Source organism: Actinomyces provencensis (assembly GCF_900155435.1).
In the GTDB taxonomy this organism is placed as follows: Bacteria; Actinomycetota; Actinomycetes; order Actinomycetales; family Actinomycetaceae; genus Pauljensenia; species Pauljensenia provencensis.
The window spans coordinates 1,597,533-1,613,132 of sequence record NZ_LT700212.1 but is presented as its reverse complement, the minus strand read 5'-3'; the positions used below and the strand labels follow the sequence as shown (position 1 = coordinate 1,613,132).

Annotated in this window: 14 protein-coding genes; 9 read left to right on the top strand and 5 right to left on the bottom strand. The window is 69.6% G+C overall.

Going from position 1 to position 15,600, the window contains the following annotated elements:
• Positions 1-2 precede the first annotated feature (2 nt).
• Entirely contained in the window at positions 3-929 is a 927-nt protein-coding gene (gene rbsK, locus BQ9890_RS07150; protein ID WP_075890411.1) for a ribokinase, read from the top strand.
• Between the two features lie 522 nt (positions 930-1,451).
• On the opposite strand, the gene BQ9890_RS07145 is transcribed toward rbsK, so the two are convergent.
• Complete coding sequence (locus BQ9890_RS07145) at positions 1,452-2,549, bottom strand: NAD(P)-dependent alcohol dehydrogenase (protein ID WP_230298011.1); 1,098 nt, start codon at positions 2,547-2,549, stop codon at positions 1,452-1,454.
• A 133-nt stretch (positions 2,550-2,682) separates the two neighbouring features.
• Complete coding sequence (locus tag BQ9890_RS07140; RefSeq protein ID WP_075890407.1) at positions 2,683-3,069, bottom strand: DUF1304 domain-containing protein; 387 nt, start codon at positions 3,067-3,069, stop codon at positions 2,683-2,685.
• 95 nt (positions 3,070-3,164) lie between these two features.
• Between BQ9890_RS07140 and BQ9890_RS07135 the strand changes: the two genes are divergently transcribed.
• The gene (locus tag BQ9890_RS07135; RefSeq protein ID WP_075890405.1) at positions 3,165-3,767 is read left to right on the top strand and encodes a TetR/AcrR family transcriptional regulator; all 603 of its coding nucleotides are present in this window, start codon (positions 3,165-3,167) and stop codon (positions 3,765-3,767) included.
• Positions 3,768-3,907: 140 nt separating this feature from the next.
• Here the strand turns inward: BQ9890_RS07135 and BQ9890_RS07130 are convergent, their stop codons facing one another.
• Positions 3,908-4,519, bottom strand: a complete 612-nt coding sequence (locus tag BQ9890_RS07130; RefSeq protein ID WP_195907643.1) for an arsenate reductase/protein-tyrosine-phosphatase family protein — start codon at positions 4,517-4,519, stop codon at positions 3,908-3,910.
• 406 nt (positions 4,520-4,925) lie between these two features.
• Between BQ9890_RS07130 and BQ9890_RS07125 the strand changes: the two genes are divergently transcribed.
• The 4 genes from BQ9890_RS07125 (at position 4,926) to BQ9890_RS07110 (ending at position 8,598) form a co-directional block, all read left to right on the top strand.
• The gene (locus BQ9890_RS07125) at positions 4,926-5,465 is read left to right on the top strand and encodes a hypothetical protein (protein WP_075890401.1); all 540 of its coding nucleotides are present in this window, start codon (positions 4,926-4,928) and stop codon (positions 5,463-5,465) included.
• 13 nt (positions 5,466-5,478) lie between these two features.
• Positions 5,479-6,051 (top strand): signal peptidase I, encoded by a 573-nt coding sequence (locus tag BQ9890_RS07120; protein WP_078062297.1) that lies wholly within the window; start codon positions 5,479-5,481, stop codon positions 6,049-6,051.
• 11 nt (positions 6,052-6,062) lie between these two features.
• Positions 6,063-7,037, top strand: a complete 975-nt coding sequence (locus BQ9890_RS07115; protein ID WP_075890397.1) for a hypothetical protein — start codon at positions 6,063-6,065, stop codon at positions 7,035-7,037.
• Between the two features lie 412 nt (positions 7,038-7,449).
• Complete coding sequence (locus BQ9890_RS07110; RefSeq protein ID WP_075890395.1) at positions 7,450-8,598, top strand: branched-chain amino acid aminotransferase; 1,149 nt, start codon at positions 7,450-7,452, stop codon at positions 8,596-8,598.
• Positions 8,599-8,890: 292 nt separating this feature from the next.
• On the opposite strand, the gene BQ9890_RS07105 is transcribed toward BQ9890_RS07110, so the two are convergent.
• Both BQ9890_RS07105 and BQ9890_RS07100 read right to left on the bottom strand, forming a co-directional pair.
• Positions 8,891-9,475, bottom strand: coding sequence for a winged helix-turn-helix transcriptional regulator (locus BQ9890_RS07105; RefSeq protein ID WP_230297865.1), 585 nt, complete (start codon positions 9,473-9,475; stop codon positions 8,891-8,893).
• A gap of 307 nt (positions 9,476-9,782) precedes the next feature.
• A complete protein-coding gene (locus tag BQ9890_RS07100) occupies positions 9,783-10,886 on the bottom strand; it encodes a tocopherol cyclase family protein (RefSeq protein WP_230297864.1) in 1,104 nt (367 codons plus the stop codon).
• A 513-nt stretch (positions 10,887-11,399) separates the two neighbouring features.
• Between BQ9890_RS07100 and BQ9890_RS07095 the strand changes: the two genes are divergently transcribed.
• The 3 genes from BQ9890_RS07095 to BQ9890_RS16285 form a co-directional block, all read left to right on the top strand.
• Positions 11,400-13,085, top strand: coding sequence for an ABC transporter ATP-binding protein/permease (locus BQ9890_RS07095; protein WP_078062296.1), 1,686 nt, complete (start codon positions 11,400-11,402; stop codon positions 13,083-13,085).
• Complete coding sequence (gene cydC / locus BQ9890_RS07090) at positions 13,082-14,977, top strand: thiol reductant ABC exporter subunit CydC (RefSeq protein ID WP_075890387.1); 1,896 nt, start codon at positions 13,082-13,084, stop codon at positions 14,975-14,977. The genes BQ9890_RS07095 and cydC overlap by 4 nt, the downstream gene beginning before the upstream one ends.
• A 324-nt stretch (positions 14,978-15,301) precedes the next feature.
• Positions 15,302-15,600 (top strand): transposase family protein (locus BQ9890_RS16285; RefSeq protein WP_230298010.1); only part of this gene is annotated, 299 nt, incomplete at its 3' end.

Sequence of the window (15,600 nt, the reverse complement as noted above, 5' to 3'; positions counted from 1 at the left end):
ACATGGACATCGCAGTCATCGGGTCGAACATGGTGGACCTGATCAGCTACATCACCCGTATGCCCCAGGAGGGGGAGACCATCGAGGCCCCGGACTTCTCCATGGGTTGCGGGGGCAAGGGTGCGAACCAGGCGGTCGCTGCCGCCCGGCTCGGGTCTGAGGTGCTCATGGTCTCGCGGGTGGGGGACGACATGTTCGCCGCGAACACCGTGCGCAACTTCGAGGCCAACGGTATCGACACCACCCACGTGATGACCACGCCCGGGACCTCGGGTGTGGCCCCCATCTTCGTGGACCCCGACTCGCACAACTCGATCATCATCGTCAAGGGAGCCAACAATGCGCTCTCCCCGGCGGATGTCGACGCGGTGGCCGAGGAGGTCGCCCAGTGCAGCCTCATCGTCCTCCAGCTGGAGATCCCCTTGGAGACGGTCTACGCGGCGATCGACCTGGGACGGCGGGTGGGGGTGCCCGTGCTGCTGAACCCGGCCCCCGCCTCCACCGAGCTCGACTTCGCGCAGGTGACGAAGTGTGACTACTTCGTGCCCAACGAGACCGAGCTGGCCACCTTGACGGGTCTGCCCACGGGCAGCATCGACGAGGTGCGCGCGGCGGCGCGGGTCCTGGTGGACCGCGGCTGCTCCAATGTCATCGTGACCCTGGGCAAGCGAGGTGTCTTCTGGTTGGGGGCCGAGGATGAGCTGCTCCTGGGCGAGTACCCGGCCACCCCCCTCGACACCACGGGCGCGGGGGACGCCTTCATCGGGTGCTTCAGTCATCGTCTGGTCCACGGCGACACCGTGCCCGACGCCTTGCGCGCAGCCAACGCCTACGCCGCGAACTCCGTGACCAAGCGTGGAACCCAGAAGTCCTATGCGGACGCCGAGGAGTTCGCCAAGTGGTTGGAGCTGGGAACCCCGAGGGTGTGAGGGACCAGGTTCCACATACTGCCGGGACGGGCGGCACAGGGAGTCATCCCTGATTCGGCGTTCCCAGATGGTGACAGGGCGGGACGGTGCCTCTTCGGGCACCGTCCCGCCCTGCCTCGGTCATCGTGTCTGCATCGGTGATTGCAGCAGTGGGGCAGGAGCGGCAGGTCACCCACTCGTCCGACTCGGACATTTGGGCGGTGCGCAGTGCTGTGGGTCCGCGACGGGGTCCGTGATCCTGTCTCGTGTCCTCACATGGAGGTGGTGACACAGGAGCATGTCGCGGAGGAGCACTCAATGACGAAGAAGCAATTGGGCCCACGACGCCCGCGCCCGAACTCATGGGCGGTTGAGGGCTGTTCTGGCCTGAATGTGCTGCTGAGTTCGGGGTTGGGTGTTCTCCGTGTCGCCCGCGCCCGAACTCACGGGGGGTTGAGGGCTGTTCCGGCCTGAATGTGCCGCTGAGTTCGGGGTTGGGTGTTCTCCGTGTCGCCCGTGCCCGAACTCACGGTCCCTGCGGGTTCAGGCGCAACCACCATCGTGGTCATCCGACGAACCGTCCACGGGGGCACCTGCCTCCGCGTCGGCTCCTCCGCTCGCACCTGCCTCCGTCGTCCCCGCATCCTCATCCGCGACGCGCACGACGAGCTTGCCGCGCACGCGTCCGGCCTCCAGCACCTGGTACGCCTCGCGGGCATGGTCGAGGTCGAAGATTTCCTGGACGACCACGCGCAGCGATCCGTCCGCCAACCAGTCACCCAGCAGGGCCAGGTCCGTTGCCTTCACGTCCGTCAGTACGGTCCTGGCGCGCAGCCGAGTCAGGGCCGCACCGATGCCCCGCCGGATCAGAGGTCCCCCGGGTCCCAGCAGGCGTCCGCCACCCACGGCACCGATGGTGACGACGGTCCCGTTCGGGGAGAGGATGCGCCTGAGGGTGGGGATGCCTGCCGTGCAGACGGTGTCGATGACGATGTCATAGGGGCCGGTCGGTTCCTGGTTGCGGGTGTAGTCGAAGACGGTGTCTGCACCGAGGCCCCGGACCATCTCCGCACTGCGGGTGGAGCACACGGCGTCCACCCGCCCCGCCCCCAGCAGGTGCGCGATCTGGACCGCGAGGTGTCCCACTCCACCGGCCGAGCCCCACACGAGGACTCGGCTCCCGGCCCGCAGTCCGCCGCTGTCGCGCAGGGCCTGCAGTGCGGTGAGTCCCGCGAGCGGGACTGCTGCGGCATCGGTGGGGGACACCGCATCGGGCAGGGGAGTGATCCAGTCCGCTCTGGTGCTCACCAACTGGGCCATCGAGCCACCGCGCTGTGCGGTGGCGGGCAGCGTGCCGAACGCCCGTTGGCCCGGCTCGAACCCGGTGACACCCGCCCCGACCTCGTCCACGACTCCGGAGAAGTCCTCACCCACGCCCTGCCACCCGCGCCGCCGGAGACCCTTCCCCCTCAGCAGGCGCATCACCCGAGGAGCGCCCTGGTAGAGGTGCCAGTCCACCGGGTTCGGGGAGGCGGCGAGCACGCGGACCTGGACGCGTCCCGGTTGCGCACCGGGGAGTGGCACATCGGCCAGGGTCAGCTCGGCGGCGGGCACGTGCCCCTCGTGGACCAGTGCGCGCATGGTCACGCCAACTCCCGGGGATCGAGCACAGGCATCCTCCGGCCACCGAACTTGCGCGCGACCGGGGCCACGGCCGGAGTGGGGGTGGTGCCGCAGCGGTCGCTGCCCGGGGGCGCACCGATCGATCCGCGCCTCACAGGACCAGCCCCGCGGCCAGCGTGATGACGGCGAGGGTGGGGATGACCCCCTGCTTGAGGGCAGCCGCGGTCTTGTCCCTGCTGGAGAGGAGCAGGACGAGGGCGGCCGCGGCCATCGATCCGGCGCCGGTGAACACCAGTGCAGCACCGACTGCGGTGAGCCCGACCGCGACCAGGACGATGCCGACGAACGCGGTGATCGCGAGGAAGAGGTTGTAGAAGCCCTGGTTGAAGGCGAGGCTCTTGGTCGCCAGGGCCTCCTCCTCCGAGAAACCGAAGGTGGTGCGGGCGCGCTCGCCCGTCCAGGCGAGGGACTCCAGGGCGAAGATGTAGACGTGGACGAGGGCGGCGACCCCGGCAAGCACGAGTCCGACGAGGACCATGACGACGTTCCTTCCGACAGGGGCCGACGTCCGGCCCTGTTCTGTAATGACTGTTCCACCCTATACTGGAATGGTTGTTGCGAAAAGGGGAAGATGTGAGCAGGCCTCGAGGTTTTGACCGCGACCGGGTCGTGCGGGGTGCCCGTGCGCTCTTCTGGCGCCGCGGGTACGAGGGCGCCTCCGTCCCCGAGCTGGAGGAGGCCACCGGTCTGGGGCGCTCCAGCATCTACAACGCCTTCGGTTCCAAGCGAGGACTCTTCGACGCCGCGGTGGAGAGCTACTTGAGCGAGGTCGTGCGCCCTCGTCTGCGTCCCCTGACGGAGGACCCCGTCGACCCCGCCGCGCTGTCCGACTACCTCGACGGCCTGGGTGGGGTCCTGGCCCGGGTCGACTCGATGCCGGGCACCAATGGCTGCCTGCTGATCAATGCGGCGGGTTCCCCGATCTCGCGGGACCCGGGGGTGGCCGATCTCATCGCCAGGTATCGCGACGAACTCCAGGCGGCCATCGCCCGTGGCGTCGATGCCGCCCTCGTCGATGTCTCCCGGGCGCGACGGGAGCGCCTCGCCGAGACGATCACCGCGCTGGTCGTGGCCGCCCTCGCCCTCGTGCGCGTAGCTCCTGAGCAGGCCCGACACACCCTGGCTGTCGCCGGATCGCTGCTCGCCGAGGCACAGGGGTCTGAGCTCCCCTCCTGAGGGCGGGGTCTCCACCGGCGCCCGGTCATCGCTCCGGCGAGCGGTGCCGATGCCGTCGCCATGGCCGACCGGATGCTCGGCCGGGACGACGTCCTCCCGCCCTCGTCGTGTCCCCGGCCCACCCCGTCCGGGCGGGCCCCTCAGGAATCGGAGGGTGGGGCGATGTGGGCGAGGATCTGGTCGATGTCGTGGACGATGCGTCGTGATGCCTGCGCCGCAGCGCTCGCTCCACGACGGTAGGGATCCGGTATCCAGTCCTCGGGCAGTGCTGCGGGGCGGACCGCCTGGACACGGGACGCGACCTGGTCCCACGTCGGGTGCACGTCGGGCGGCAGCACAGCCAGTCCTGCGGCCGCCTGGCCGAGGGAGAGCGTCCGGGTGAGCATCTCGGGGCGTTCCTCCAGCACCCAGGTGAGGTGGTGCTCCTCGAAGACGAGGACCAGGTCGGCTGTGCCCAGGATGCGTCCCGTGAGCTGGCGGGCCGTGTGCCCCGTGTAGGGCAGGTCCAGCAGCTCCGCCCGTGCGGCCATCTGGTCCTCCAGGTCGTGACCGACCACAGCCATCGTGCCGGCAGAGGAGACGGTGACCGGACTGTCGGGTCCCAGCTGGGTGCGCAGGTAGGTCTCGGCGAAGGCAGAGCGGCAGATGTTGCCCGTGCACACGAAGAGGACGTGGAAGCCGGTGCGCGGTGGCCGGGGTTCGGTGGAGGTGCGGGTCCCAGAGGTCCGCAGCCACGAGGGTGCCTGTGTCACGGGAGCCTCCGATCCGGGGTGGGACACCCATTGTGGTCCATGACGGGTGGTGTGTGAGGGGTGTGGGGGTAGGGGTCCCTGTGACGGTCGTCGCCCTGGTCGGAGAAGGGAGGGGCGAACGACCGGGACGAAGGTCCCAATTCACGTATGCAGGCGGATGTGTGACTATGTGGGACGTCGCCGGGAACTGGCCGTTCGTCGCTCGCGCCGCCAATTGTTGTGACGACGTTCACCCCGTCCTCGGGCCACTCCCACCTTGACGTGGGCGACGCTCGGATGCAAATCTGACAACGTGTTCAGAAAGCGTGTCTGAGCTGCTGTATCCCCGCAGTCAGGTCGCTTCTGTTGACCCCTTGGGCAGGTGCTTCCTGCCACCTCACTCTCCTCGACGAAGGAACGATTCCTCATGTCCTCACACCGCGCCGACTCCTGTTCCGACAAGGACACCCGCAAGTCCCGCGCCGTCCGCCTGGGCGCCGTCCTCCTGGCCGTCGTCGGCGTCACCGCCGCCGCGACCTCGGCGGGGTTCTCCGACCAGGCGTGGTTCTCTGCCAACGCTTCCTCCGCGGGTGTCGAGCTCGAGGGCAAGCTCGCGAATGACGCGGAATACCAACTTGCCGATGATGGCGACCTTGCCATCAAGATCCCGTCGACGACATTTGACAACATGCTCCCCAACGAGACTCGCACCGTCGAGCTCGACCTCCAGAACTCCTCCACCGTGCCCCTGGAGCTCACGCAGACAACCGCCGTCGCCGGTGATCTCCTGGACAAGGACTCAGGCACACAGGTCACAGTCACCGGCTTCGATCCGGAGCTTGCCGCCGATGAAACGACGAAGGCGACCCTGACCGTCATCGCTGGTGACTGGAGCGACACCCTTCAGAATGAGAAGCACTCGGACAACACCATCACGGTGACGTTCACCGGTACCCCCAAGAACTGAGGCATTCCCGGAGATGAGGATTGTGCGGGCAGGACTGCGTGGGCTGCGCCGCGTGCTGGTGGTGCTCACCCTGGTGGTCGCCCTCGCTGCGCTCGCGGTCTTCGGGCTGGCACGCCTGGGCGTCATCAACCCCCTGGTCGTGATCTCGGGCTCCATGGAGCCCGGCATCAGCAGGGGTGACCTGCTCATCGACACCAGGGTGGCCGTGGCCGACCTGGAGGTCGGCCAGGTCGTCTCCATCGCACCCGATGCCGACCACATGCCCGTCTCGCACCGCATCGTCGACATCCAGCGCGACGGGCACCAGGCACTGCTGCAGCTCAAGGGCGATGCCAACTCCTCGGTGGATGCCCCCGTCTACCAGGCGTCGGGTGAGGTGTGGGCGCCGAAGTGGCGCATCCCCGTGGTCGGCTACGTCATCGTCAAGCTCATCAGACCCCAGGTCATGATCCCGCTGGCCGTTGCGCTGGCCGCCATGATGGTCTTCGTCATGGTGCCGCCCTCGCCGCGCGGCACGCGCGGGATCAACCGGGGTGGACTCCCGGCGCGCCTGCGCGCCCGACGCAGGGACAGGGCAACCGCTTGAGCAAGGCTCGCATGCACAGGACCACCAGGACGCTCCTCGCGGGCGTCCTGGTGGTCCTGCTGCTCGGTGGGGGAGTCGCGAGTGCTTCCGGCTGGTTCGACGAGGCACACTTCAGTGCCGGTGTGAGCTCGGGGACGTGGACCTCGACGCCGACGCCTGAGCCCTCGCCCTCGCCCTCGTCGGGCGACGGGGACCAGGGAGGCGGAACGCCGCAGCCGAGCCCCCAGCCCTCCAGCCCGGGTGGAGGACAGACTCCGGCGGACCGGGTCATCACTGCGGGGAATGCCAACACCGTCGTCGCCTCCGTCGTGTGGACCGTGAAGGACGGTGGCGCGATCACCTCAGCCACCTCCGCAGGGAACGCCGGGCGAGAGTTGTGTGCCGCAGTGGTGGTGACGGGCTCGACCGATTCGCCCGCCACTTGGCAGCTGGCTGTCGACCTCTCCGGAGCTCCGTTCTACGGCGAGAGACCGGACCTGCGCTACGAATCGGAATGGAGAGTCACTGATGAGGACTCCGCGCACCTCGAGCTGACCGGCACGGACGCCATCAGTGTCTCCCAGACCAGGACCATCCACTTGTGCAACTTCTGGCTCCACGGCCAGCTACCTGTCGCGGACGGGTTCTCCATGCCGCATCCCAGCGCGCCCGTCTGGACCGGAGGTACTCCAGGGCTCGGCGATCTGTGCGTCGAGATGACGGTGTCGGGCACGGTCACTGACCTGGAGGCAAACCCGTTCTTCTTCGGATGGTCACACACCTTGGATCTCACGGATGCGCTCACGGAGTACAACCTTCACTCCACGGCTCCTGTGAGGAATGTGGTCTTCACTCCCGGTCCGCAGTCCGGCCATGCCTACCGAATCGACGGCGAAGGGTCGGACTGGATGCCGTTCCGGAGCAGCTACGAGTTGTCTTCAGGTGTCCTCACGGCTCTGCGTGGGACCGCTTCCACGACGATCAAGGCCTGCCTCACGCCCAACTGACATCGTGGGCGGCACCGTCGTGCACGTCCACGTCGGCCGCTCCTCCACCGCGGATCCGGCAGGATGAGCCGCATCTTCGTCGGCACCATTTCCTCCACGGGGTGGGGAGGACGCGTCCCCGGGTCGACGGCCCCGCCGAGCACCAGGTCCACCGTGCGTCCGTCCGCGGTCACCAGGTGGTACATGGGTGCTTCGCCCAGGTCCCCTCGTCCGCCCTCATGCACCGGGGGATCGGCAGAGGTGGGAGGATGGGGGACCGAGGTCCCGGGCCCACTCTCCCGGGGGTCGACGAGGGCGCCGCCACCCACGTCACGGGGCGGGGAGGCAGGCCACATGACGGAACCGGACCCGCGTGATGGCGCGGAATACATAGGCTGGGTCGCGACAGCACGTCAAGAAGAGGAGGCCCCGGATGGCAACCCAGACACACGTCCCCACCGCGCTCGAAGCAGCAGGTGACGTCGTCATCCCTGTAGCCGACGAGCTGGCCGGGCGGTTCCCGCTGCACGCCAACCCGAGCCCCGCCTCCGATGCCGAGTACGACGCCATCATGGAGGACCTGACCTTCGGTCACTCCTTCACCGACCACATGGCCCACATGCGGTGGACACCCGACCAGGGCTGGCACGACCGCGCCGTCGTCCCCTACGGGCCCCTGTCGCTGACGCCCGCGGCCGCAGTGCTGCACTACTCCCAGTCCGTCTTCGAGGGCATCAAGGCCTACCGGCATGCCGATGGGTCCATCTGGACCTTCCGTCCCGGGTACAACGCCGCACGCATCGACCACTCCGCGCAGCGGCTGTCCCTGCCGCCCATCGAGCGGGAGGACTTCGTGGCCTCTCTGGTGGACTACGTGCGCGCCGACTCCAAGTGGGTGCCGGACAAGCCCGGCTCCAGCCTGTACCTGCGCCCCTTCATGTTCGCCTCGGAGGACTTCCTGGGCGTCCACGCCGCCCACCTCATCGACTACTACGTGATCGGGTCGCCGTCGGGTCCTTACTTCAAGGGCGGCTTCGAGCCCGTGTCCATCTGGGTGGTGAAGGGTTACCACCGCGCCGGCCCCGGTGGGACCGGCACCGCCAAGGCCGGTGGCAACTACGCCGCCTCGCTGCTGCCCCAGATGGAGGCCGCCGAGCGTGGCTTCTCCCAGGTCTGCTTCCTCGACACCTATGAGGAGAAGTACCTGGAGGAGTTGGGCGGCATGAACGTCTTCGTCGTCATGGCCGACGGAACCGTTCGCACCCCCGAACTGACCGGCGTGATCCTGGAGGGCGGGACACGTTCCGCCATCTGCCGCATGCTGCGTGACCAAGGAACCGAGGTCCGTGAGGAGCCGATCGCCCTGGACGACCTGGTCGAGGGCATCAAGTCCGGAGCCGTCTCCGAGGTCTTCGCCTGCGGCACGGCCGCCGTGGTCACCCCCATCGGTCGTCTGGCCGGGGAGGGCTTCGACGTGGAGGTGCCCACCGGGCCCGTCACCGAGAAGGCCTACCACGACCTCACCGACATCCAGATGGGCCTGGTTCCCGATCCCTACGGGTGGACCTACCGGATCCTCTGAGCAGTGAGTGCACCCCGCTGCTCCTTCGGCATGTGACCGGGGGGGCGACGAGGCGGTGGCGGGGGGCCCGCGATCCCAGTGATCGCGGGCCCTTGCTCGTGCGTACGTGCGTACGTGCGTGTGCAGTGTGGGCCCCGGTCCGGTTGCACGCCGACTTCCGTCATCAGTCCTGGTCCGCCAGCGGCAAGGGGTCGTTCATCTCAACGGTGCGGGGTCGTTCATCGGTGCGGCGCGGAGCCGCTCATTTCAACGGTGCGGGGTCGTTCATCGGTGCGGTGCGGAGCTGTTCACCTCAGTGGTCCTGTTGGTCCTTGTCGGTCGTGTCGGTCCTTTTGCTCGTGTCGTTTCTCTTGGCCCGGCGTGCGGCCCTCAGGGCGGCGAGGTCGGGTTTGGGAGGGCGTGTGGCGCCCCGGGTCTGGCTGGCGATGATGTCCTGACGACCCCATTCAGCCATGGCTTCCAGCTCCGCGCGGGCATCCTCCGCCTCGGTGTCCACCTCGCCGCGATGCTCCGTCTCCGTGTCGCTGAGGAGCTGGCGGCCCCACTCCGCGAGGGCATCCAGGACGGGGAGCAGGGAACGCCCTGTCTCGGTCAGGAAGTAACGAGAGACCGGGGGATGGCTTCTGGTCACGGAGCGACGGATCAGGCCATCGGATTCGAGCTCGCGGAGACGAAGTGCCAGCACCTGGTCGGAGACGCCACCGACATGACGCGCGATCTCGGCGAACCCCTTGCACCCGGCACCGAGCGCCTGGATCACGCGGCCGTTCCACCGGCGACCCACGATGTCCATTGCAGCGACGAAGGACGGGCTGGCGCCGGGACCGGAGTCGCCGGTCGGGATCCGCAGGTCATGTGTGTTCTGTGATGCACTCACAAAAAATGAGTATCTACTGAAATGTGAGTAATGACAAGAGGGAAGGGTATGCTCCGCGCGGTGGGGTGTGGCGTGCCTTGTGGGGTCGTGGGGAGCCCGCCTCTTGATTGTCGTGGAGGGCGCGTTCTGGGGGGTGGGTGTGCTTCGCGGGCGTGGTGGGCGTGCCAGCGGGAGGTCGTGGCGGGATGTTCCTGGTGAGGGTGCCTCCCGGCCGTGCTGGGTGTGCCTCGGGTAGTGGTCGGGTGTGCTTCGCGGGAGGTGTTCTCCAAGAGCGGGGCGTGGGCGCGTGGCGACGAGCAGTGTCGGTTCAGGCGCGCGAGGCCGCCAACGCTGCAGCGCGTGCCAGGCCGCCGTGTTCCAGTCCGGCCAGCGAGGACTTCGCCTCCCACACCAGGTGCCCGCGGTGACGGACCCGGACAGCCAGGGTGCCCGCGAGTTGCTCGATCGCACCGGGGACCGCGCGGCGCTGGCCGACCAGGGGCACAGGCAGGACGAGGGCATCCCCGAGCGGGGCACGGGCCTCGACGCTGACGGACCAGGTCAGGGAGCGTCCCTCCAGGACCCAGTGCTCATCACCGACGTCCGCCCGGACCGGCGAGGTCACAGGGTTCCCCAGCCGGATGACGTGCCCGTCGGGGAGCCGTACCACGAGACCGGTGACCTCCGTGCGCAGGCGACCGGCGGTGACCTCGCCGCCCGCGAAGGCCACGCAGGCGTCGGTGTCCGGGAAGCCCTGTGCCTGGCCCCACCACCAGGAGTCGGGGAAGCCCGCCCGCCCCCAGTTCTTCTCGCCGTAGACCTCGGCGTCCACGAACTCCCTGCGCTCCCCGGAGATGTCGAGGCTACCGGTGGCCCTCCCGCCCAGCAGCCACGGGTGCCAGTACTGGTTGAGCCCCGGGACGGCCTGGAACCAGCTCGACCCCCCGAACGGTCGCCGGGACGGCCAACGGTCAGTCGCCTCCAGGTGGACGTCGAGCTTCGCGTCGTCACCCAGTTCGACGAGGAGGCGACGGTCGGTGCCGAGGAAGTACCCGGTCGCACCGCCGGAGGTCTCCATCTCGCGCTCGCCAGCGGTCACCCCGCCCCGTTTTCCCGCTGTGTCCGGAGACGCAGACGGCATGAGGTCTCCCGCCCGCGCCCCGAGACCGGTGCGCCGCGCACGGGCCGCGGGCAGGATCGCCTGCCGCCAGGATCCCTCCGACGTGCCCAGCCCGGTCAGCGCCCAGGAACCGGTGTCATCGTTCTGGACGCCGATGAGTGCGATCGCGACCCGACCGCTGGTCGGGTCCGTGAGGCGCCAGAAGTAGCCCTCCATGGCGACGCCGTGGGACCACTCGGGATGGCCGAAGGGGAGGTCCGCGCCGGAGGCACGGTAGGCAGTGACGCGCCGACGTGGCCCGCCTGCTTGCACTCCGCCTGCTTGCACTCCGCCTGCTTGCACTCCGCCTGCTTGCACTCCGCCTGCTTGCACTCCGCCTGCTTGCACTCCGCCTGTTCGTGCTCCGCCTGTTCGTGCTCCGTCTGCGCCTGCGCGCGGTCCGTCTGCTTGTGTTCCACCTGCTTGTGTTTCACCTGCGCGCGGTCCGTCTGCTTGTGTTCCGCCTGCTTGTGTTCCGCCTGCTTGTGTTTCACCTGCGCGCGGTCCGTCTGCTCGTGCTCCACCTGTGTCGGTCGCGGGCGGTTGCTCCCCGTGCGCCGGGTCCCGGTGCGTCGCTTCCCCGTGTGACCGGGTCGCCCCGGCCCGGTCGGCGTCGCTGCCGTGTCCTGCATGATCCGCACCGGTGTCCGTCATGCTCCCGATCCTCGCACGCACCCCTCGCTCCCGCCGCCGGAGGGACGTCGTGGGGAAGCTCCCCGTCCTCGACCAGTTCCGGGCCGGGACGTAGGGTGAGCTGCACAGTCGCGGAGCGTGGATGGGACCTGCATGAACAGGACATTGGTCATGGTGTTGTCGTGGGCATCTGTCCTGGGACTCGCCCTCGTCCACCTCACCGTCGGACGCTCGTTCGACCTGCTCCTCGACGGCGGGGCTCCAGGTCTCGACACTCTCGGAGTCGCCCTCGTCGGGGCCCTCGCTGCCGGGGCCAGCGCGTGGGGAGCCGCCCGCCTGTCTGGCACCGGCCTGGCCGGGGAGGAGCAACGGCTGCGCGGGCAGGTCATGGACCAGGTCTTCGCCCTCGGCGCCCAGGAGCGCACGCGGGAGCGGACCGGGCGTGTCGTCTCGACCGCCACCGACGGCGTGGAGCGTGCCGCCGCCTACCGCGCGACGTTCATCGCTCCGATGATCGCCTCCCTGCTCACCCCCGTCCTCGTCCTGGCGGTCGTCGCCGTGGCCATCGATCCACTCGCCGCGGGCCTGCTGGCCATCTCCATCCCCCTGGTGCCCCTGTGTGTCGGCGCGTTCCAGATGGCGTTCCGCACCGTGTCGAGCCGGTATCGAGCCTCCTCGCGGGCACTCGCCGCCCAGGAGCTCGACGCCATCCAGGGGCTCTCGACGCTCGCGCTGCTCAACGCAGGAGCGGCGATGGGCCAGCGGCTGGCGCGTGCCGCGGAGGACGTGCGGCGCCATGTCATGCGCCTACTGGCCGGCAACCAACTGGTCCTGCTGGTGGTGGACTCCGTGTTCTCCCTGGCCATGGTCACCGGCGCCGTCCTGCTGGCACTGTGGCGCATGCAGGCCGGGGCCGTCACACCCGGCCAGGCGCTGGCGCTGGTGCTGATGTCCTCCCTGTTGCTGGAGCCGCTGGACCGGATCGGACAGTTCTTCTACATCGGGATGGGAGGCATCGCTGCGGGCAAGGAGATCCGCGCCTTCTGCGCGCAGGAGCCGGCCGTCAGTGACGCGCCCGGTGTCGCGTGGCCCGGGGAACGGGACGGGGACTCGGACGGAGGCGACGGTGTGCGCCTGGAGGACGTGCACTTCAGCTACGACCCGACCAACCCCGCTCCTGTGCTGGACGGCGTCGACCTGGACATCGGACCCGGCGAGCACCTGGTCCTGACCGGGCCCTCCGGAGCCGGCAAGACGACGATCGTGGGCCTCGTGCACGCGGACCTGCGCCCCACCTCGGGGCGGGTACTGCTGGGGGGACACGACCTGGAGGAGGTCCCCCTGGAGTGGACGCGCTCCCGCATCGGTGTCGTCGCCCAGGAGACCTACCTGTTCACTGGCACCCTGCGGGAGAATCTCCTGCTCGCCGACCCGGACGCCGACGACGCCCGCCTGGTCGAGGCCCTGGACCGCGCACACCTCACCGAGACACTCCACAGACTGCCCGACGGACTCGGCACACCGGTGGGCGAACGGGGCCTGTCCCTGTCCGGGGGCGAGGCCCAACGGGTCGCCATGGCCCGCGTCCTCCTCAAGGACGCGCCCGTCCTGCTGCTGGACGAGCCGACCGCACACGTCGACCTGGCCTCCGAGCGGGACGTGCTCGCCGCCCTCGAGGAAGCCACGCGTGGGCGGACCACCCTGACGATCTCCCACCGCCAGGCGACCATCGAGAACGCAGACGTCCGCGCCGAACTGCGGCACGGACACGTCGAGGTCATCGGTGCCGGGACTGCCGGGTCCGGGAAGACTGAGGAGTCCGAGGGGGATGAGGCATGAGCGCGACAGGGACGCCCTCGTCAGTGCCCGGCCCGGCCATCGCGGCACCGGAGGACGACGCGCAGGAGTGGACGACCACCCGACTGGCGCGGCGACTGCTGCACGTGGCCCGGCCCGTGCTCCCGCCCCTGGCCGTGTCGGTGCTGTGCCGGAGCGTTGCGCTGTGCCTGGGCATCGCCCTGTTCGCCCTGGGTGGGTGGGCGGTCGGCTCGTGGGCCGCGGGTGCCGGCGCCGGAGCACACGCTGCGGCGACGGGTGGAGCGGTTCCGGTCGCCGCCGCCCCCACGTGGAGCCTCACCCGGATCGCGTGGACCATGGTGGCCCTCGCCCTGGCGAAGGGTGTCCTGCGCTACCTCGAGCAGTTCAGCGGGCACTGGGTCGCCTTCCGCTCCCTCGCCCTGCTGCGCATGTACTTCTACGACCGCCTGGAGCCCCAGGCGCCCGCGCGGACGGAGGGCGCCGACTCCGGGGACCTGCTCTCCCGCGTCACCAAGGATGTCGACCGCATCGAGGTGTTCTTCGCCCACACCCTGGCTCCTGCCCTCACCGCCGTACTGGTCCCCGTCGGTGTGCTCGTGTACCTGGGCTGGGCCGTGTCCTGGTGGGTGGCGCTGGTGCTGGCGCCCTTCCTGCTCCTGGTCGGTGGCGTGCTGCCCCGCATCGGGGCGGGGACCACGGAGTCGGCCGCCCGTGTCATCCGGGAGGGGCGCGGGCATCTGTCCCAGCACGTGACCGACTCCGTGCAGGGTGTGCGCGAGGTCCTCGCGTTCGGTGCCCAGCCCCGCCGAAGCCGGGGGATGGGCGACATCGAGTCCCGCATCGGCGCCGCGCAGGACGCCTCCGCGCGAGTGGTCGCCCTGCGGCGCGGAGCCAGCCAGGCCGCGGTGGCACTCGCACTGGTGGCCGTGACGGCACTGGTCGGCGCGCTCGCGGCCCGGGGTGACCTGACCCTCGCCCAGGTGGGACTGGCCGTGGGCGTCACCCTGGGTGCCTTCGCCCCGGTCACCGCCGTGGGGGACTTCCAGGCCGACCTCGACCAGGCCTTCGCCTCGGCACGTCGGGTCTTCGAGGTGACGGAACGCGGACCCCTGGTCAGGGATCCGGAGCACCCCAGCGACACCGATGGGCGGGGTGACGTCACCCTGAGGGACGTGAGCTTCGGGTACCCGCGGGGTGGCAGCGCGGGTGGCCACGGGGACACCGGGGCCCCTCGCCGTCAGGTCCTCCACGGCGTCACGGTGGACTTCCCCGCAGGGGCGATGACGGCCGTCGTGGGGGCGTCGGGATCCGGCAAGTCCACGTTGGCCGCCCTCGTGGAACGGATGTGGGACGTCGATGCCGGCGAGGTGGCCATCGGCGGCACGGACATCCGCGACCTCACGCAGCGGCGCCTGCGCGAGCTGGTCGCCTACGCACCCCAGCGGCCCTACGTCTTCAACGACACCGTGCGTGCGAACCTGCTGGTGGCACGACCGGATGCGGACCGCGTGGCGCTGGAGCGCGTGTGTGAGCAGGTCGGGCTCAGCGGTTGGCTGGCCGGGGAGCCCGACGGGTTGGACACGCAGGTGGGGGAGATGGGGGAGAGGCTCTCAGGGGGCCAGCGCCAACGCCTGGCCCTGGCCCGTGCCCTCCTGCGCGAGGCGCCCGTGACGATCCTGGACGAAGCGACGTCGCAGCTGGACCGGGACACCGAGGCCCATGTGCTGGCCGGGATCCGTGAGGCGACCCAGGGGCGGACGCTCATCGTCATCGCTCACCGCATCTCCACGGTGCGCGACGCAGAGAGGATCGTCGTCATCGACGCCGGGCAGGTCGCGGAGGTCGGCACGTATGCCGACTTGGTCGCGCGCAACGGAGCGCTGGTCAGGCTGGTCGGCAGGGAGGCGGAGTAGGCCGAGGCTGGTCGGCGGGGAGCAGACTGGACCGGGAGCTTCCGGCAGGAGGCGGAGGGTCCGGCTGGGTGTGCAGGAATGCACCCAGTTCCTGTTCGCCGGAGGCGCCGGCCGAGGCACTCCACGACGCTGTGCGCCTCTGACCAGCAACGATGCCTGGACCCGTGTCAAGGTCTTCCGGCACGAAGACGGAAACTGGGTGCATTTCTGGCGCTCCTGACGCATCTGTGGGTGTGTGTGCGCGTCGGAGTGGGTCGCACGCCGCTTCCTGCATAGGTTCTGAGCTGTTCGAAGGCAACAGGACCGGTGGTCAGGAGAAGCGGCGTGCGTGATGTCAGCATATGGCGGGTTCTGCTCGGGATCGACAAGGCGGTGATTGAGCGGGTTGAGTTCGATGAGGACGCCGGCTCGCTGATCGCGCATGTGCGGCCTCGCTCGCGTGAGCGTGGTCGCTGTGGTGTGTGTCGGCGGCGCAGCCCGGGCTACGATCCTGGTCCCGGCAGGCGCCGGTGGCGGAGCCTGGATCTGGGCTGGATCCAGGCGTTCGTGGAGGCGGAGTGTCCACGGGTGCGGTGCCGGGACCACGGCGTCGTGGTCTCCCACGTGCCCTGGGCTCGCCACGG

What these genes read in the sequence shown, in the direction of transcription:
- BQ9890_RS07120 (WP_078062297.1), top strand. Translation starts at nt 5,479, where the DNA reads ATGAGGATTGTGCGGGCAGGACTGCGTGGGCTGCGCCGCGTGCTGGTG.
- BQ9890_RS07095 (WP_078062296.1), top strand. Translation starts at nt 11,400, where the DNA reads ATGAACAGGACATTGGTCATGGTGTTGTCGTGGGCATCTGTCCTGGGA.
- BQ9890_RS07110 (WP_075890395.1), top strand. Translation starts at nt 7,450, where the DNA reads ATGGCAACCCAGACACACGTCCCCACCGCGCTCGAAGCAGCAGGTGAC.
- cydC (WP_075890387.1), top strand. Translation starts at nt 13,082, where the DNA reads ATGAGCGCGACAGGGACGCCCTCGTCAGTGCCCGGCCCGGCCATCGCG.
- BQ9890_RS07125 (WP_075890401.1), top strand. Translation starts at nt 4,926, where the DNA reads ATGTCCTCACACCGCGCCGACTCCTGTTCCGACAAGGACACCCGCAAG.
- BQ9890_RS07145 (WP_230298011.1), bottom strand. Translation starts at nt 2,549, where the DNA reads ATGCGCGCACTGGTCCACGAGGGGCACGTGCCCGCCGCCGAGCTGACC.
- BQ9890_RS07115 (WP_075890397.1), top strand. Translation starts at nt 6,063, where the DNA reads ATGCACAGGACCACCAGGACGCTCCTCGCGGGCGTCCTGGTGGTCCTG.
- rbsK (WP_075890411.1), top strand. Translation starts at nt 3, where the DNA reads ATGGACATCGCAGTCATCGGGTCGAACATGGTGGACCTGATCAGCTAC.
- BQ9890_RS07140 (WP_075890407.1), bottom strand. Translation starts at nt 3,069, where the DNA reads ATGGTCCTCGTCGGACTCGTGCTTGCCGGGGTCGCCGCCCTCGTCCAC.